Annotated in this window: 17 protein-coding genes; 10 read left to right on the top strand and 7 right to left on the bottom strand. The window is 65.8% G+C overall.

The window, feature by feature from the left end:
• Positions 1-5: 5 nt before the first annotated feature.
• Together G6N59_RS07730 and G6N59_RS07725 are read right to left on the bottom strand one after the other, a co-directional pair.
• A complete protein-coding gene (locus G6N59_RS07730; RefSeq protein ID WP_234884321.1) occupies positions 6-1,091 on the bottom strand; it encodes a PDR/VanB family oxidoreductase in 1,086 nt (361 codons plus the stop codon).
• The gene (locus G6N59_RS07725) at positions 1,088-1,984 is read right to left on the bottom strand and encodes a metal-dependent hydrolase (protein ID WP_138231653.1); all 897 of its coding nucleotides are present in this window, start codon (positions 1,982-1,984) and stop codon (positions 1,088-1,090) included. The genes G6N59_RS07730 and G6N59_RS07725 overlap by 4 nt, the downstream gene beginning before the upstream one ends.
• A gap of 94 nt (positions 1,985-2,078) precedes the next feature.
• Between G6N59_RS07725 and G6N59_RS07720 the strand changes: the two genes are divergently transcribed.
• Positions 2,079-2,687 (top strand): TetR/AcrR family transcriptional regulator, encoded by a 609-nt coding sequence (locus G6N59_RS07720; protein WP_138231583.1) that lies wholly within the window; start codon positions 2,079-2,081, stop codon positions 2,685-2,687.
• Positions 2,688-2,704: 17 nt separating this feature from the next.
• On the opposite strand, the gene G6N59_RS07715 is transcribed toward G6N59_RS07720, so the two are convergent.
• Together G6N59_RS07715 and G6N59_RS07710 are read right to left on the bottom strand one after the other, a co-directional pair.
• Complete coding sequence (locus G6N59_RS07715; protein ID WP_138231582.1) at positions 2,705-3,370, bottom strand: helix-turn-helix domain-containing protein; 666 nt, start codon at positions 3,368-3,370, stop codon at positions 2,705-2,707.
• Entirely contained in the window at positions 3,367-4,824 is a 1,458-nt protein-coding gene (locus G6N59_RS07710) for an APC family permease (RefSeq protein WP_163911060.1), read from the bottom strand. Before G6N59_RS07710 ends, G6N59_RS07715 begins: the two co-directional genes overlap by 4 nt.
• A 185-nt stretch (positions 4,825-5,009) precedes the next feature.
• On the opposite strand from G6N59_RS07710, the gene G6N59_RS07705 reads away from it, so the two are divergent.
• Together G6N59_RS07705 and G6N59_RS07700 are read left to right on the top strand one after the other, a co-directional pair.
• On the top strand, positions 5,010-6,350 hold the full coding sequence (locus G6N59_RS07705; protein ID WP_138231580.1) for an AurF N-oxygenase family protein: 1,341 nt from the start codon (positions 5,010-5,012) through the stop codon (positions 6,348-6,350).
• An 81-nt stretch (positions 6,351-6,431) separates the two neighbouring features.
• Positions 6,432-6,860: a nitroreductase family deazaflavin-dependent oxidoreductase gene (locus G6N59_RS07700; RefSeq protein WP_138231579.1), complete on the top strand. Its 429-nt coding sequence runs from the start codon at positions 6,432-6,434 to the stop codon at positions 6,858-6,860.
• Between the two features lie 303 nt (positions 6,861-7,163).
• Here the strand turns inward: G6N59_RS07700 and G6N59_RS07695 are convergent, their stop codons facing one another.
• Positions 7,164-8,060, bottom strand: coding sequence for a LysR family transcriptional regulator (locus tag G6N59_RS07695; protein ID WP_138231578.1), 897 nt, complete (start codon positions 8,058-8,060; stop codon positions 7,164-7,166).
• Positions 8,061-8,137: 77 nt separating this feature from the next.
• Between G6N59_RS07695 and G6N59_RS07690 the strand changes: the two genes are divergently transcribed.
• From G6N59_RS07690 to G6N59_RS07660, 7 genes are all read left to right on the top strand, one after another.
• On the top strand, positions 8,138-10,471 hold the full coding sequence (locus G6N59_RS07690) for a CehA/McbA family metallohydrolase domain-containing protein (protein ID WP_138231577.1): 2,334 nt from the start codon (positions 8,138-8,140) through the stop codon (positions 10,469-10,471).
• 40 nt (positions 10,472-10,511) lie between these two features.
• Positions 10,512-11,540 carry an ABC transporter substrate-binding protein gene (locus tag G6N59_RS07685; protein WP_138231576.1) on the top strand — a complete coding sequence of 343 codons (1,029 nt, stop codon included), beginning with the start codon at positions 10,512-10,514 and terminating at the stop codon, positions 11,538-11,540.
• Positions 11,541-11,608: 68 nt separating this feature from the next.
• Entirely contained in the window at positions 11,609-12,349 is a 741-nt protein-coding gene (locus G6N59_RS07680) for an ABC transporter ATP-binding protein (RefSeq protein WP_138231652.1), read from the top strand.
• Positions 12,336-13,178, top strand: coding sequence for an ABC transporter permease (locus G6N59_RS07675; protein WP_234884319.1), 843 nt, complete (start codon positions 12,336-12,338; stop codon positions 13,176-13,178). The genes G6N59_RS07680 and G6N59_RS07675 overlap by 14 nt, the downstream gene beginning before the upstream one ends.
• Positions 13,175-14,278 (top strand): hypothetical protein, encoded by a 1,104-nt coding sequence (locus G6N59_RS07670; protein ID WP_138231575.1) that lies wholly within the window; start codon positions 13,175-13,177, stop codon positions 14,276-14,278. Before G6N59_RS07675 ends, G6N59_RS07670 begins: the two co-directional genes overlap by 4 nt.
• Positions 14,279-14,549: 271 nt before the next feature.
• Positions 14,550-14,780: a hypothetical protein gene (locus G6N59_RS07665; RefSeq protein ID WP_138231574.1), complete on the top strand. Its 231-nt coding sequence runs from the start codon at positions 14,550-14,552 to the stop codon at positions 14,778-14,780.
• A 235-nt stretch (positions 14,781-15,015) separates the two neighbouring features.
• Positions 15,016-15,765 (top strand): hypothetical protein, encoded by a 750-nt coding sequence (locus tag G6N59_RS07660; protein WP_138231650.1) that lies wholly within the window; start codon positions 15,016-15,018, stop codon positions 15,763-15,765.
• Between the two features lie 3 nt (positions 15,766-15,768).
• Here G6N59_RS07660 and G6N59_RS07655 read toward each other — a convergent pair whose 3' ends face one another.
• Complete coding sequence (locus tag G6N59_RS07655) at positions 15,769-16,611, bottom strand: cutinase family protein (RefSeq protein ID WP_234884318.1); 843 nt, start codon at positions 16,609-16,611, stop codon at positions 15,769-15,771.
• 276 nt (positions 16,612-16,887) lie between these two features.
• Positions 16,888-18,159 carry an HNH endonuclease signature motif containing protein gene (locus G6N59_RS07650; protein WP_138231573.1) on the bottom strand — a complete coding sequence of 424 codons (1,272 nt, stop codon included), beginning with the start codon at positions 18,157-18,159 and terminating at the stop codon, positions 16,888-16,890.
• Between the last annotated feature and the right edge of the window lie 74 nt (positions 18,160-18,233).

Below are 18,233 nucleotides of genomic sequence, written 5' to 3'. Positions count from 1 at the left end.
GATGACTAGAGAGCAACGGAGATCGAGTCACCCTGGGCACGGGAAACGCAGATCATCATCGAGTCGCTGTGCTGATCGGGAGTCAGCACCCGATCCCGGTGCTCGACAACGCCGTCCACCAGCTGCACGCGGCAGGCTCCGCAGAAACCCTGCTGGCACGAGTACTGCACGTCCGGTTTGACCCGGCGGATCGCGGCGAGAGCAGACTCGTCCGCGCCGACGTCGACAGTGAGCCTCGATTCGGTGAGCGTCACGGTGAAGGCCCTGCCATCGACGATGGGTGCGGCACTGAACCGTTCACTGTGGAATTCCGCAGTTGTGCCTGCCCCGGCCGCGACGGTGGCGACATTACGAGCCCGTTCGATCATGGCCGGAGGGCCACACACATAGAACGCCGCGCGGGGTGAATCGGCCACACACAACTCGGCCAAATTCGGTGTGCCGTACTGGTCGTCGGGCCGGATCAGGACCTGGCCGTGCCCGAGCTCGGTGAGCTCGTCGATGAAGGGCATCGACTCGCGTGACCGTCCGGTGTACACCAGGCGCCAGGGAGACGTGCCGGATGCCACCTCGCGCACCATCGGCAAGATCGGCGTGATGCCGATCCCGCCTGCGATGAATACGTAGTCGTCGGCCGGGGCAAGGCTGAACGCGTTGCGGGGACCCCGGATGCGAAGCGTGTCGCCGACACGGACGCGATGCAGTTCGGTCGAACCCGCTCCGTCGGGTATCTGCCGCACGGCGATCCGGTAGTGGAGTGGATCGAATCGGTCACCGGTCAGCGAGTAATGCCGTTGCCGCCCCGATGGGGTGAACACATCGATGTGCGCACCCGGCGTCCACCGGGGGAGCGGTGAACGGTCGGGCCGGCTCAGGGTCAGGCCGACCACATCGGCCGCCAGGCGATCCACCGCAACAACTTCGAGCCGTGCGTCGTATCCCGCGCGGCGTACCGGGCGGGCCGGAGACAAGCGGTCCGCAATCCTGCTCTCGGTGAACAGCCGCGAATAGCCGCGGGCCACCTGCCCCATCGCCTTGAGCGCAGGAGTCGGGTCGTCGACGGCTGCCGGCCGGCCGAGCAGCCGGCTCATGCGTGCGCCGCCTGCGCCGCGGGCGATTGCGCCAGGTAACGCACTGCCTTGCTGATATCGCCCATCGTCGACGGATGAAAGCCCGGGCGCAGGTAGGTGTACATCTGTGAGAACAAGAACGACACGCCTGGTACCAACCCGTTACGGGCCGCACGGAGGTACTCGAAGGGCCACGGACGACGCCGCTGCACCGTCGAGTCGTTATCGTAGAGATACGACGCTGTCGAAAACCAAAGCAGCGCAAGACCTGAACACGCGATGACGGCCGTTCGGGCGCGGCGGGCGTACCCCCCGTCGACGTATTGGTAGGCATCGAACGCGACATTGCGATGTTCGAGTTCCTCGGCGCCGTGCCATCGCAGCAAGTCGAGCATCGTCGGGTCGATACCCGCGCGATCGAAAGCGTCGTTGTCCAACAGCCATTCACCGATCACAGCGGTGAAATGCTCTGCCGCTGCGTAGACCCCCAGACGCTCGCTCAACCACGCTTTGCGGGCAGGGCCGGTAATGCCGTGGTCGCCGAAGATCTTCTCTACCGCGAACTCGATACGACGCAGCACGACGCCGACCTCGACGCCGTTTGCCCGCAGGTAGTCGCGGAAGCCCTCGTGTGAAGCCGCGTGCGTTGCCTCCTGTCCGACGAATCCGACGATTTCCTCTCTGAGACGCTCGTCATCGATGTATGGCAGCGCCTGACTGAAGACGTCGGCCATGGCCCGCTCGCCTTCCGGCAAGACCAGGTGCATCACGTTCCAGAAGTGAGTGGCGTAGGCCTCGCCCGGGATGTACTCCAACGGGACGCCGGACCAATCGAAGTGGACATGACGAGCGTTGATCGCCAACGCCTCGTCGTTGTATTCACGCACCACGCGCCCCGGTTGTTTGCTCGCCATCACACGCCTTCCTCGGCTCTGAGTCCTTCGTGCTACAGTGAAACATAATACATACAATTGTTTCAATGTTGCAGCGTCGACTATGGTCAGGTACGTGCACACCGATCTCTTCGCTCCTGACACCGCGCGTGATGAGGGTGTCGAAGAGATCCTCGATGCCGCGCTCGATGTCTTCGCCAAGATCGGCATACGGCGGGCTACCGTCGACGAAATTGCCCAGCGTGCAGGGCTGGGCCGGGTCACGATCTATCGCCGCGTCGGCGGGAAGAACGAGATTGTCAGCGCGGTACTCATCCGGGAATCCCAAAAGCTGTTCGAAGCCGTGCGCGCCGCCGCGGCGCGCACCGACAATTTCGCGGATCGAGTGGTCCACAGTTTTGCCACGACGATCGAGACAGTGCGCACGAATGCCGTCTGGAACAGGCTTCTCGAAATCGAACCCGACACAGTGCTGCCGCGGCTGACCCTCGAAGCCAGCCCGCTGTTGGCCGGCGCCGTCGCGGCGACCGCCGAGGTGCTCCGCGGTCCGGACGTAGCGGCGGTCCCTGAACCCGACCTACTCGCCCGGGCCGAAATCCTTGTCCGCATCACCCATTCGATCCTCCTCACGCCTGCGGTGCTGGCGCCGTTGGAGACCTACGAACAGGTTGCGCAATTCGCCCGGAAGAACCTGCTGCCGATCGCCGCAACGCCGGCACCGTAGTGCCGCGAACGCGTGAGTCAACCGTCGGTTGTGCACGCGATTGTCACGGCCCGAGCGTGGGGAGTCAGAAACGCCATCAACGCATCCGGGTCTGTCACTCGATGTGCGGGCGCGGAGGCCGCGAGTACGGCAATCAGACTGTCATCGGCGCCGCGGATCGGGAGCGCGAGACATCCGTGGCCGGGCAACAAGATCCCGTGCTGCGTGGAGAAGGCCGGACGTTCACCGCGGGCGTTCGCGGCAATCATGCGTCCGATGGCCGAGCAGTCCGGCTCGGCCATCACCCGGGCCGGATCAGATAGCGGGAAATCTGGATCGATGTCGAACAGTTCCAACGCCGGCAACCGGGTGGGCCGGTGCAGCACCAGGTGTATCCCGAACCGGGCTTCGGCCCGAACAGCGTCAACGGCTTCGCGTAACCGGTCCGCCGGAGTGGAGGGGATACCGACCAATCGGTCGATGCGGCGCCCGAGCGCGAACCCGCCCAAATCGGGCGTGCGGACGAGGTATTCGCTGTCGACCAAGACGGCGAGCAACCGGTACGCGGCGGACCGCGACATTCGTAGTCGATAGGTGATGTCCAGAGCCGTGATGCCGGGTCCGGCGGCGGCGACCTCTTCGATGATGGCGAGGGCCGCGAGCGCCGAACGCGACCCGGCGTCCGGGCGCAACGCTCGGGTCATGACGTGCTCCGCAGATAGCCGCGCCACACCGACGACCTGACGGTTCCGGCGTGTGCGCCCATCGACGCGAACGCGTCAGGGCGGCGCCCGCGCAGCCGAAAACCAACGAGGGTCCATGCCAGCATCCAGGCTGCGGACGTCAGCGCACCGGTCCACAACGGGCCGGCCAGGGTCAGGCCCCAGAACCCGGCCAGGACCGCGGTGAGTGCCAGCGCGCAGGCCGGCCCTATCACCCATGCCACCCGGCTGGGTTCGCCCAGCCGCCGCAGCAGCGCGGGCATCGCGCCGGCCAGCGCGGCGTACGCCAGCAGGAAACCGCACACGGCGGCGGCCACGAGCGAGCCACATACCGCTTCCGCGTCGGCGCCGCATGCACTCACGGCGAACGGCACGCCGAACACGATCGCGGTGCACAACCAGATCCCCACGGTGGGTGCTTTACTGCGCAGATCGGTGTGCCCAAGGGCCGCAGGCAGGACGCCTTCGCGCGACAGCGACAGCAAGACGCGGGCCGCTGCCGTCGTAGATGCCAGCGCGCAGGCAAAGAATGACAGCGCCGCCGCCAGATACACGGCAGGAACCAACGCCCGCCCGCCCGGATCGGCGGTCAGTGCCTGGAACCACGAAGTGGTCGTTGTGCCGCTGAGGGTCTCGGCTTGGGCCAGGGTCGCGAGCAGCACGACCGCGCCGCCCACCAGCAGTGAGCCGCGGACCGCCGCCGGCACCGTCCGCAGCGGGTTTCGGGTCTCGACCGCCAGCACCGTGGCGCTCTCGAAGCCGACGAACGCTGTCATCGCGACGGCCACACTGGAGGCCAAACGGCCGAGGTCGGGGATGGGTGCCAGCACGGCGTCGTGCAATCGACGTTCGTCGCCGTGACAGAGCAACCACACCGAAACTGCCACCACGAGCAGTACCGCGACGGTCTCGGTCACCAGCGAGACCCGGGCCGACAGCCGAATACCGCGAACCAGTACCACCCCACTGAGTGCCGCGAACCCGAGTGCGGCGGCAGCGACCAGCCAGCCGTGCGCCGTCATTCCGACCGAGGACGCCAACCTGAGCCAGAACGCCGAAGTCTCAGTGACGGCGAACATCCCGATGCCGAGGTAGCCGAGCAACAGTGCACCAGCTGTGATGAAGCCCGACATCGGCCCAACCCCAACGGCTGCGCACGTGTAGAGCGAGCCGGCGGCAGGTACCCGCCGCGCGAATCCCCGGACCAGCCAGGACACGATCAGTGCGAGCACGAACGCGACGGCCATGCTCAGCACTACCGGACCACCCTGCCCCGCAACCAATACGGGAATCGCGGCCGCGGCACCGCACGGTGCCATGGCCGAAACAGACTGTGCCGCAACATCGGCGGCGCCCAACGCACCGCGATCCAAGCCGCCCAGACGCGTGCGCGGGCCCAGGCCGTGCAGCGGCGGGTGGTTGTCCGAGATGACCATCGCCGAGTATAGGAACCGCGCTGTTTCTGCGACGTTTCGCCTCAGTGTCATCCGCATATCCCACACTGGGACAACGCTTCCCACGCGAAGAGCCGTCGCCGCAACGCGGCTGACACCGTCACGCAAATGCCTGGCAGCACGCTCGTCGGCATCCCGACCCCTTCGATACCAACGGAGGTCATGCCATGACTGTGGGCTTCACCGCACACGCCCCCGCCGAATCGGCCAGATCACACCTGCGCGCCGGCACGCCGGCCGAACTCGATGCCGGCATCGCCGCAACGCTCTGCCGGGCGAGTACCCGTCGGCGTTTCGATCCGTTTATCGACATCGACTGGGATGCAGCCGAAAACACGCTGGACCAGGATGACCCGCGTTGGCAGCTCGACCCCGACATCGCTCCGCTCGCGGCGACTGAATGGTATGCGCGGCAACCCGTTGAACAGCGCATCGCGATGGGGCGCTGGCTCACCGCGAACATCCTCAAGGTGACGTTGCAGTTCGAGATGATGCTGATCCGCGGGGTGATTCACCACGCCGGCACCCTGCCCAACGGTTCGGTGGTGTTTCAGTACTTGCTTCATGAGCTGACCGATGAATGCCACCACATTCAGATGTTCCAGGAGTTCGTGAACCGCACTGGCGCCGACGTTCCCGGTATGCGCAGAGGGTCACGGTTTTTCGGGCCGATTCTGGGATTCATCGGCGGCTACGCCAATATCTTCCTGTTCATCGGGGTGCTGTGCGGGGAACAGCCGCTGCACTTCCAACAGACGCTGCAGCATCGGGGCGCGGCGGCGGTGCCGCCGTTGCTGAACAAGATCACTTCCATTCATCTCGCGGAGGAAGCCCGCCACATCTCATTCGCCGACCACTATCTGACGCACCGAATCGCGGCAGTGGGACGGTTGCGGCGGCTGTTGTACGCCTTGGCATTTCCGATCTATCTGCGGTGGCTGATCGGCGAGATGATCGCACCACCGCGTGCATTCGCCCGGCAGTTCGGAATCCCGAGGCGCACCTTCAAGGCCGCCTACTGGCGCAGCGCTCGATCCCGGCAGATGTTGGCAGAATCGGCCGCCGACGTCCGACGTGTTGCCGAAGACCTCGGTCTGCGCACGGTCTGGACGCGGTGGATGTGGCGGCTCTTGGGTATTGATGGGCGGCTACCCCGGTACCGCGGTGAGCCCGATCGCAGTCAACCGTGGACCGCGGCAACTGCAGTTCGGGCAGTGGTGTGGGGGCGGGTAGCGGCCGCTGTGGTCGCGGCGGGTATTGCGATGGTGGCGACGCCGGTCGGGCTGCGGATCGTCATTGTGGCGGCGGCGGCCACGGCGGTGTGGGCGTCCTACCACGGGCTCCGGGCTCACTTCGGGAGCGTGGTCGGCAACCAATCGTTCGAGTGGTCGAGGCTGGCCGTTTGGATCGTGGTGTGCAGCACGATGATTCCTGCGGGTGGGCTGATCGGACTCGCCTTGGTCGTGCTCACCATCCTTGCCGTGGCTGAGTTCATGCCGACCCTATGACACCTTGCCGATGGGTAGACCGATCGGTATATTCACGATATCGGGTCCATCGCTCGGCCACGGCTGGCAAGGAGGAAATTCGTGGACACAGGTCACACTCGGGCGGCGCGCCGACAGTTCCGGGTATTCCGCGCGGTTGGGCGTTACCTGCTCAACCCGACGGTGCGGGGTCTTGCCCGGCTGGGGGCGGTGCGCCCAACGCAGGTAAGCGAATTGGAAACCCTTGGCCGCAAAACCGGGCAGCTGCGACGGGTGCCGGTGTCGCCGATTTTTGATGAATCGGGCGCGTGGGTGATCTGCGGTCACGGTACGTTGTCCGGCTGGGGTGCCAACATCGAGGCCAATCCGAATGTGCGCATCCAGCAAGGGAATCGATGGCGCGCTGGCATCGCGTCCTTTGTGCCGGACGACGACGTGCGTGCGCGCGTGCGGCTGTCCGGTGCGGCGGGACCGAAAATCGCGTCCTACGGAACCGCGCCCGTATCTGTGCGCATCGACTTCACTGACTAGACCCTTCACGGCGCTGCCCAGAAGGTCAGGGCTCACACCATCGGATCAGGAGGATTGAAACGCTCCGCGTCGGCGGAAGCGCTGCCGACTTGCTGCAGGTCGGAACGGATTCGGGCGAGTTCCTTCCGCAGCGGTGACGACGCTGCGGCGCCGTCGACGCCCCGAATCCCGTCGATGCCGGTGTTACGTTGCGGGCCGTCACGCAGGTCTGCAAGGGAAGATGGATGGTATCGACACCATGGCCACCGCGGTGCGCGTGCTCGAAGCCGCTGTGCGCGGGTATTTTTCGCCCGCCGGCTTCACTTAGTGCGATGCCAGGTGGTCGTGGACGCAGGCGATGAACGCCTGGCATGCGGCCGAACGCAGCTGCGGTCGTGGTGCCACGAGGTGCACCTGACGCTGCATCTCGACGCCGGTTACCGGGCGCAGCGCCAAGGTGCTGTCGGTGTCGGCGCGGGTCCGCGCCACCGATTCCGGCAGCAGTGCCACGCCGAGATTCTGGCGGACGAAATGCACGACCTCGTCGACACGTGTGACCTCGAAGGCGACCCGCCGTGGCACACCGGCGAAGCCGCGGTCGGTTTCGTGTCGAAGACCGTACCCGGGTGGAAAGTCGATGAACGGCAACGCCGCCAGGTCGGTCAGCGACACTGCCCGCGCTCTGGTCAGCGGGTGATCGCACGGCATCACCGCGATCAACGACTCGGTGAACAAGTGGGTGAAATCCAACTGGTCGCTGGCCGGGGAGACGTTGGAGCCGACGATGGCCGCGTCCAGTTTGCGGTCGCGGGTCGCGGTCAGCAGTACGTCGCTACCGCCGCTGCGCAGGGTCACGCTCACTTGGGGGTAGCGGGAGTGGAACGTCGCCATCAGCGTTGCCGCGTCGAGGCTTTCGGAGGGCACCTCCATCATCCCGACGGTCAGGCGTCCGGTGACGGTGCCGCTGAGGGCCTGGGCATCGACCTTGATCTGGTCGATGCCGGCGACCACCTGGTACAGCAGCGGCATGAGCGCCTCGCCTGCCGGAGTCAGCGAGACCGAACGAGTCGTGCGCTCGAAGAGGGCCACGCCGAGCTCTTCCTCGAATCTCCGGACCTGCTGGCTGAGTGCGGATTGCACGACGAAGGAACTTTCGGCTGCCTTGGTGAAGCTCTTGGCCTCAGCCAGGGCGACCGTGTAACGCAGTTGCTGCAGATTCATCTTTATTCACTTTCAATGATGAATCGCATCATATCTATTAACTGGACTCCTAGGTGTATTGCGGAAAGGATGGATTGATGCCCCGCGTTCCACTCCGTCCGCAGAGCCCGTTGAACAGCAATGACTGCTCGGTGACTGCTGTGCGGGACGCCATCACGGCGGAATTCGACGCAGTGCCGTTCCTCGGCCAGCTGCGCTGCTCACACACGTCGGTGGTCGCCGGCACGGTGGACGAGATCGTCTTTACCTACACCGTCGGCCGGTCGGGTATCGCCGACAGCGGCTGGCTGAAGTTGTGCTTCCGCTACTACTCGGATTGGGACCTGCAGACCGCTGATCCGGCCGGGCGCGACTACGCGACCGCACAGTTGGTCAGCCGATCGCTGGTGGGGCGTGCATCCGAAGCCGGCGCGGCCACTGTGCAGCGGTTGGCCGTCCGTTATGACGTCAAAGGCGGGGAGCGGCCGTTCCAGAAATCGCTGCTCATCCACGCCGTCGACGGCTACCTGCGCCCCGGCGACGTGATCGAAATCCGCCTCGGGGACAAGCGATTCGGCGGCCCGGGGACCCGCGTCCAGACCTTTGTCGAGGACGAGTTCGAAGTGCATCTGTTCGTCGACCCGTTGGGCACCTCCCGGATGGCCCGGGCGGGCGTCAATCGACTGGCCATCGTGCCCGGCCCGCCGGAGCGGGTGGTGGTACGCGGCCCGCGCCTCGTCCGCAGCGACACCACCGCTGTCACGCTCCGCGCTCACCTGCAGGATCGGTGGGGCAACGCCTGCACTGATACTGCCGCCACGTTGCGCGCGCTCGTCGATGGCACCACGGTGGCCGAGGCGCAGACCCCGTCCACCGGCTGGGCGAGTGTGGCGCTGGTGGTGCCGGCACTCGCCGGGCACATCCAGGTCCTCGCGGAACCCGATGTGGACGTGCAGCCCGCCGAGGCTATCTTGGATGTGATCGACGACTTGCCCGCCCCACGTGCGTTCTTCACCGACCTGCACGTACATTCCAACGACACGGTCGGCACTCAGGACACCGGGTGGAACCTGCGCTATGCCCGCGATATCGGCGCGCTCGACGTTGTCGGCTACACCGCCAACGACTTCCAGATCACCGACGAAGCCTGGGTCGACGTGGTCGCCGCCTGCCGGGCCATCTCGAGCGACGGCAGCCTGGTCTGCTACCCCGGCGTCGAATGGTGTGGCACGGCAGGTGTCGGCGGTGATCACAACGTCGTCTTTCTCGGGGAGGACACCACGCTGGCACGCTCGCTGGAGTGGCGCCAGGGGATGGCCAGCACCGTACCGACACCCCAAACGTGGCCCATCACCGAGCTTTACGCCGCTTACGAAAAGGACCCGGATTCCTACTTGCTGATCCCACACGTGGGTGGCCGGCGCGCGATCCTGGACTGGCACCATCCCGAGCTGGAACGGCTGATCGAAGTGCACTCGTCCTGGGGAAGCAGCCCGTGGTTCCTGGAAGATGCGCTGGCCCGCGGCCTTCGTCTGGGTGCCAGCGCCGCCAGCGACGAGCACCGTGGCCGCCCGGGCGGTGGGGCACCCGGAGCGAACATCTTCGGTGGATTCGGCGGCCTGACCGGAGTTCTCGCGCCGGAGCTCACCAAAGCTGATGTGGGCCGGGGGCTGCGCGCGCGCCGGACCTGGGCGACGACCGGAGCGCGGGCCGTCGCCCTGTTACGCAGCGGCGAAGCCTGGATGGGCGACGAGATCGACACCGAAGATGCCGAATTGAGCGTCGGCTACGCGCTTTACGGTACATCCGGCTGGGATGAAGTTGCCATCTACGACAGCGCAGGACGGGTATGGCAGCGCAACTTGCATGCCGAGACGGGGCTGTCTGACGAGCTCGTCCGCATCCGGTGGGGTGGAGCGCGGCACCGCGACCGGTACCGGTGGGCTACGTGGTCTGGTGAGCTGCGGGTGGCGGGTACCGAGATGTTCGACGTAACACCTTGGGCCGCGGCGCATCCGGAACAGAGCTTCGACGTCGCCGGCGAGACGGTGCACTGGCGGACCACGACCTACGGTTCCGACATCGGCATCGTGGTGCGGTTGGCGGACCTTGCGGCGGCCGGCTTCCGAATCCAAGCGTCGCTGCACGAGGATGGTCTGCGGGTGGACCACGAGTTCTCGGGCGCCGAGTTGATTCGTGATGGCCACGTCGAAACCGCTGTGGGCGGACTCAATCTGCGGTTGCGTGCCGAACGGGTGGCCGAGTTCTCCGCGCTGCCCACCACGGTAACCGGCGACCTCGCCCTCGACCTGCCGCATGGCACCAGCGCCACGTACCTGCGCGCCACCCAGTCCGATGGCCATCAGGTGTGGACCAGCCCGCTGTTCGTCACCCGTTCGAGCGGCCAGGCGCGATGTCCCGAGTCGGCCTGACCTCGCGTCTCACCCCGCTCGATCGACATCAAGGAAAACCGTGTTCTCACAACGTCATTTCACCAGGCTGCTTACGCTGGGCGCCGCCGTCACCGTGATCGTCGCAGTCGCGGGATGCTCCCCGTCGACCAAGTCGGCATCGTCTTCTCCTGTGCCGCTGCGACTGGGATATCTGACCCGTGTCACCCATGCACCCGCGCTCATCGGCGTCAATGACGGACTGTTCGCCCAGCAGCTCGGCTCGGGGGTCACCTTTACCGCGCAACCGTTCAGCACCGGCACCGAAGAGATCACCGCGCTGTTGTCGGGCCATCTCGACGCGGCATACGTGGGACCCAACCCGGCTTTCAACGCCTGGCAGAAATCGAATGGCAAAGCCATCAAGATCATTTCGGGCGCCGCCAGTGGCGGTACCTCGATGGTCGTCCAACCCGGCATCACGTCCGCCCAGGACCTCAGGGGCAAGACGGTGGCCGATCCTGCCCTCGGCGGTACCCAGGACGTCAGCCTCCGCGATTGGCTTTCGAAGAACGGATTGAAGACCGATACCCAAGGCGGAGGGGATGTTTCGGTCAAGCCGACAAACCCTGAGTCGGCGATTGTCCAGCAGTTCGTGAGCAAGCAGATCGCCGGTGCGCTGGATTCCGCGCCCTTCGACGTGCAGATGATCAAGGCCGGCGGCGTGCGGTTGTGGTCGGACCCGAACACCATCACCGTGCTGGTTGTCCGTCAGGACTTCCTCGCCGCACATCCTGATGCGGTGGCCGGACTGCTGCGCGGCCAGGTCCAGGCCAACGACAAGATCGGTGCCGATCCCACGGCGGCGGTGCAGTCCGCCAACGCCGCACTCGCGAAAACCCTTGGCAAGGGTCTGGATCCGGAAGTTCTGGCCGAGTCGTTCAAAGAGACCAGGTTCACCAACGATCCGGGGATCGCTTCGCTGCGCGACCAGGTGGGCAAGGCCGTGGCCATCGGCTTGTTGCAGCCGCTGAACATCGACGGCCTATTTGATCCGGCTCCGCTCAATGCGGTGCTTGCGGCGTCGGGTAAACCGGCGGTCGCGGCGTGAGCCGCTGCGCGCAAGCCGGTGAGAGCGTCGTGGCCATGACCATGCCGCCGTCGGTGCCGCAGCCGGTGTTGGAGTTGGTGGAGGTCACCAAGCTCTACGGAAGAGGCCGCACCGCGGTAGCGGCCTTGGACACCATCGATTTGACGGTCTCCGAGGGCGAATTCGTGTGTCTGGTAGGCAGTTCGGGCTGCGGCAAGAGCACGCTGCTGTCGATCATCGCCGGATTGGATGCCCCGTCGACCGGCAGTGTTGACACCTATGACCGGCGGATTGCCCTGATGTTCCAGGAGCCGGCGTTGTTCCCGTGGCTGACCGCGGCGGCCAACGTCGACCTGGCGCTGAGGGCACGTGCGGTGCCACGGGACGTGCGTCGCGAGCGGGTGGCGCGATTGTTGGCCACGGTCGGACTGAGCGATTTCGCCGACAAGCGTCCACATCAGTTGTCCGGCGGCATGCGGCAGCGGGTTGCGCTGGCCCGAGCGCTCGCGCAGGACGCCGACGTGCTGTTGATGGACGAACCGTTCGGGGCGCTGGATGCCCTGACCCGGGACCGGCTGCACGAGGAGCTCGAGCGGATCGTCGAATCACGCGGACTGACAGTGGTATTCGTGACGCACAATGTGCGCGAGGCGGTGCGGTTGGCGGACCGGGTGATTCTGCTCGGTGCACGCCCGGGCCGCGTCGTGGAGGAGTTCCGGGTGCCGGTACCGCGTCCCCGCCAGATCAATACCGCGGACGTCGCCGAGCTGGCGGCACACATCACCGCTCGGTTGCACGAGGAAGGCAACGGTCGTCGTGATCAACAGTGAGGTGGCGACATCCCGGCTGTCAGCGCCGCACCGGCCTGGACGGCTGCAGTCGGTGCTTGCGTCGGTGCGCGTGAAAACGCTGGCATTGCTGATGCTGTTGGGAGCTTGGCAGCTGGTGTACCTGAGCGGCTGGAAATCGGCGGTGGTCCTGCCTGGCCCGGCGACGGTCGGTGCCACGCTGTGGCGGCAGTTGCAGGACGCGCTGCTGTGGACGGCGGTATCGACGACGATGGCGCGCGCCCTCATCGGATTTGGGCTGGCACTGCTCCTTGGCGCCGCCGTGGGCAGTGTGCTGTCCCGAAACAGGCTGCTGCGAAATACCTTTGGACCAATCATTGCCGGGCTGCAGACTATGCCGGCGATCGCCTGGTTTCCGTTTGCGATCATCTTCTTCGGCCTGAACACGTCGGCCATCCTGTTCGTGATCGTCATCGGCGCGGCACCGTCGGTGGCACTCGGCGTGATCGCGGGTGCCGATCACATCCCACCGCTGCAGTTGCGGGCGGCAAGAATCATGGGATTGAGGCGGTTTGCGCTGTATCGCCACGTGATCCTGCCGGCATCGCTGCCCACGTTCGTCAGCGGGTTGCGGCAGGCCTGGGCGTTCGCATGGCGCAGCCTCATGGCCGGTGAACTGGTGGTGATGGTCGCCGGCTCCGCATCCATCGGAGTCCTGCTGGAGAACGCGCAAAACATGAGTGACATGCCGTTGGCCATTGCCGTCATGATCGTCGTGCTGGTGATCGGTGTCGTAGTCGATTCGGTATTCGGATTGGTGGACAGGCAGATTCGCCGCTACTGGGGGTTGGTGGACGGTGACAACGAATGACCGGCTACGCGAATCTGTTCCGGCTCTGGACGTTCGGTGACGCACATGTGGGCACCGACCGCCGCTTCGACAGAGACAGTCTGGCTGAGGCGATCTCACAATCGGAACTCGGCGGGTCCGACGGTGGCGCCGCGTTCGACTGGGACATCGCACTAGATGTCGGCGACATGTCCGGCGCCCACCATCACCTGCCGGACGACGCCGAAGGTCGTGAGGTGCAGCGGCAGTTCGGCAGCCTGCGCCGCCACCGGCGTGAAGACATCTACAGTGTTTGTGGCAACCATGACCGCAGTGGCCTGGACGAACCCGAGGCCTGGTGGTGGCAGAAGTGGATCGACCCGCTCGGACAGCACACCGCATCTTCCGGCGTCGACAACGCCCGTCGGCCCTTTCCGGTCGACGGGGTGTGGCAGCACTACTCGTTCCGGGTGGGGAACCTGCTGTTCCTCATGTTGAGTGACCGCAATGAACCAACCCAGACTGTCGGTCGGGGCACGTTGGGCGGTAACCCCGGGGGAGTGGTCAGCGGCGAGACGTTCCGATGGTGGAAACACATGGTGCTGGCCAATCCGGACGCGATCATCGTGACGGTGCACCACTACGTCCTCAAGGACACCACGGTCGCCTCCGGAGACTGGGAAGGCGTGCGTCGCGACGCCGACGGCGAGTTGGTGGAGCACTATCACCGGCCGTTCGCCGCAGGCACACCGCAGGGCGCGTCATACCTGTACTGGGTGGACAGTCAGCCGGACTCCGGCGCATTCGAACAATTTCTGGCCGCGCATCCGGGCCGGGTGCAGCTGTGGATCGCAGGGCACACCCATACCCATCCCGATGACAATTTCGGCGGCAAGAGTCATATCGAACAGCGCTGGGGGACATGGTTCCTCAATGTCGCCTCGTTGAGTCGGCACCATATGCCGATCACGACCCTGCCGCTGAGTCGGTTGTTGACGTTCACCCCGGGCAGCGCGGAAGTCCGTGTGCAGTGTTACCTGCACACCAGCCAGCACGCTCCGCAGGGTTGGTACGACAAAGCCGAGAAGGTGATTGCGCTCCAGACGCCGTTTCGATGGACGCCCGGCTCACAGGCCGAATGACGCGCGGCCCAACCGAAGCGGTACCGGGCAAAATGATGCGTAGGTCACAGTGTCCTGCGTCACACTCTGAGCAGTCTGCTCAACATTTCCGCTGGCTATTGACGTGACGCGGCCATCACGGCAGATTTCGCGGCACCGATTGCTCGTTGTTTGGCATTGCAGGTCCTGATCTGCGTTGGAGAGATTGCGGGACGAGGGGATCGGCGGTGCGTGAGCGGTCAGCGACCGCCGGCACCAGACCATTGCACGCAACAACACACTGAGGAAATTGATGTCCCGTTCAGGTCTGAAGAACGCCGCCACCGTCCGTCGCATCGCGGCCGCAATCGGCGCCAGTGCCCTTGTGGCCATGGCTGTCGCCTCCGTGGCAGATGCGCAGCCCGTGCCGAACAAGCCGGTGAGCACCGATGGCGCGACTACGACCAGCACAGTCCCGCCGACTGCGCCGCTGACCCCCTCGGCCAGCCCGGTGGTCAAGGCGACGTTCTACGGGAAGGGCTAGACCGCAGACCCTGAAAGGCCGGATATTGCAGGCACATTGCGAAATCGCAGGCAATAGCCGGCCTTTGCCTTTGGGTGAGACCAGCCCCGCGGGCTGTGCGGTTTCGCCATTCGGTCCCGTTTCAGATCTGTATCGGTCTGTATCGGCGGCACTGCGCTCACAGGTACCGCAAGGTTGTGCCGGTATCGTCGCACGCACTCCGCGGCGGACGGGGCGTTGACGGTGGAGATTGATGATGTGGCCCGCAGTGTGGTCGGAAGTGCGGTGGGCGTTCACCCCGCCGCGCAGCTGGCTGCTGGGTGTGGCGGCCAACGTCGTGTTCGCCCTGCTGTGGCTTGCCGTGGAGCCGTTGACCTCCGGGGGCCGTCACCACCATGACTGGGTGATTCTGGTTGGCACCTATTTCTCGTCGTTTGTGCTCGCCGACACCACGACGACCAATGTGCTTGGTGCCGACCATGATCGGGTCCAACAAGGGCTGGCGGAGTCGGTCGCGCCGTGGCGGATCCTGCTGCACAAGAACCTGGCATTGCTCATCCTCATCGGACTTCCGACACTCGGGGCCGCCGCGGTGCTGACCGTTTGGTTGGAAACCCCCGCCCGGCTCGGTGTGACGATCCCGAATGTCGCGGTGCCGATCCTGTCCTGGCTGGGAGTGGGGAATGCGGTGTCGGTGCTGCTGCCGGTGGCCGAAGTTCCGTTGGTGCAGCGGTGGAGCCAGCGCCATGATCGGCGCCGGATCGCGCTGTGGCTGTCGTCGTTGACGTTGCCGTACGCGCTGTACTTCATCGCTGACCCGATCGGTGGGGTCGAACACCGCGAGCTGTGGCGGGCGCTCCCGACCGCCGTGGCCCGTGTCGTCGGCCCCGTCCTTGGCCGCGATACCAAAAGTGCTGTGCACCTTGCTATCGCGGTGGTCGTGTGGATCGCTGGGACGCTGTTCGCGGATTGGTGGGTGCGGCGCCGAGGCGTGCAGTTCCGGTAGCGGTTACTGGGGAACAGTGTCCGGGGTCGGTGCAGGCTGCTCCGGCCCCGGCAACCACGGCGCGCTTGCCGGCATGTGGGCCGGCGCCGCGGTGGTCGGCACAGTCGCGGCCGGGGCGGGCTGACCACGTCCTGCTTGGTCGGCGGCCTGCACCGCCGTTGATGACCACGGCGCAGGCCCGGCCAGCGCATCGGCGGCCCATCCGGCCTGCAGTTGGGCCGCCGCAAAGTTGACGCCCTGGGTCACCAAGCCGCTGTCGATGTAACTGTTGTGGGCATCGAAGCTCGACCCGTGCGCGTCACAGACCAGGTCGTTTGAAACGCACAGATCGGTGGTCTTGGGCTGGTACACCGGGCCGACGGTTACGGAGGGGGAGCCGATGGCCCGCATGAATCGTGCCGAAGGCTTGCCGAACAAGGCAACGGCCGCAACATGATCCGCGATATCCGGCGGCATGGGGGCCGGCACCTCGGCGGCGGAGATCCCCTCGGGAATGGTGCCCGCGGTGACGAAGCCCGCAACGGCAGCGCCCTGTGAGAACCCGCCGAGCACCATCTTGGTGCGGGGACAGGCCGCCGCGGTTGTCACGATCTGCCTACGCGCGTCGCGAATTCCGTCGACGGCGGTGGGGAAGTCGGTGGTCGCGGGGTAGTCGACGGCATACACGTCAAGGGTTTTCGGGCCGATGGCGGTGCGTAGCCCATTGATGAACGCTGTTCCGACCCCGCCCGGTCCGGGTGCTTCTTCGGTGCCGCGGGCGAAGATGACCTGGGCGTCGGGGCAGTCGGCCGCGTGTGCCGCCGGCAGTAGGGCCGCGGCCAGTAATCCTGGCGGTACCAGCAGCATTGCGGCAGTCGTCAGGCTTCTGATTCGGCTTCTGCTTTTGCTTGGCCTCACGTGTCTATGCTGACACACCGGCACCCCGTCTGCTCGTTAGCTGTGCTCGGCGCGTTGGAATCGTGACATACCTAAAGTCCGTTATTGCCTGTTAGCGGTGACGAATTCGGCGATGGCGTGCTGCATCGAGTCCGTGCCGGGATCTACTGGCGGTCGGCTGACGTCCGGGCATGCATAATCCGCGGCCCGACTTGGTGTCGTGTCGCCGAGTGTCGTGTCGCCGGGTTATCTTGCGGGACTGTCACTTTCACCGTCGTCATCGCTATCCTCACCCTCGGTCGGATACAGCGTCGGGTGGTGGTAGTGGTTCGTCCTTGGTTGGCCGATGTCGAGCAGTGGCGGTGGGGTCCAGTGGGGGCGGCCGTTGTTCATGGTGGTGCTCCAGCCGCCGGTATAGGCCAGACAGTTGTCACAGCCGCACGCCAAGCCCAGGTTGGTGATGTCGGTGGGTCCACCGTCACACCAGTCGGTATCGACGTGATGGGCCTGGCAGCGCGAGGCGGGGGCAGTGCAGCCCGGTCGGGTGCAGCCCCGATCGCGGGCGAACAGCATGATCCGCTGACCGGGTGAGGCGGTACGACGCGTCCGGCCCAGATACAGGGGCACGTTGGTGTGTTGGTCGAACACCGCCAGGTAGTGGTGGGCGCCTTGGCCGGCCATGCGGATCAGGTCCGGGATGGGTAACCGGCTGCCCGTATGGGTGACGGCGACGCCGGCGCCGCGTTCGAGTTCCTGCACCGTGGTGGTCGCCACCACGGACACCGGCAGCCCGTTGTGCTCACCCAGCATCCCGGAGGACAGCATCAGTCGGCAGACCACCTTGAACGCGTCATGCTGACGCTGCGCCGGGGTGCGGGTGTCGCCCGCGATCTGCTCCTGCGTGGGAGTTCCCGAGATACAGGGCACCTCGTCGGCGGGGTTGCACATCCCCGGAGCGGCCAGCTTCTCCGACAGCGCCTGCCAGTAGGCGCGGGCCTCGGGATCGAGCTGCCCGGTGACCTCGCAGCGGCCGTCGGGCTGCTGTTTCCCCATCACGAACGAGCGCTTGGGGTCGGGCTCGTCGTCATCGGGTTCGGGGCCGTCTTGATCGAGCCGGTACAACAGGTCCGCCGCCGCCCGCCGCAACTCCTCGGGAGTCTGATGCCGGGCCGCGGCCACCAGATCACGCTCGCACTGCAGCAGCGTGGCCGGGTCCACCCACAGCGGCACCTTGATGAAGAACGCCGTGATCACCTGCACGTGCTCGACGTTGATCGCACCCTCGGCCTGCGCCTGAGCCACCAACGCCCACACCGGGCCCAACGCCTCGCCGGTGATCGCCGACCGCGGACCCAAATAATCGGCATCCCGGACCCGACGGCGGGCTTCCTCCCGGCTGATCCGGTGCCGGACATGCAGCACCTCAACCCAGTCTTTCGCGCCGATGTCTTTGGCGGTGGCCTGGGTCTGAGCGGCAGCCAGGATCTGGTGATCAACCGCCTCAGCGGAGCATGTCAACGTTTAAAAGTGGCTTATGGGGCTGAACGTGTTGTCCAGCAATATGTTCCGTCAGCTGCGGCAACTCGAGCTGG

It is taken from the genome of Mycolicibacterium aubagnense (genome assembly GCF_010730955.1).
Lineage (GTDB): Bacteria > Actinomycetota > Actinomycetes > Mycobacteriales > Mycobacteriaceae > Mycobacterium > Mycobacterium aubagnense.
Note: the sequence above shows the minus strand (reverse complement) of the source record. Positions and strands in the feature narration are given on the sequence as shown.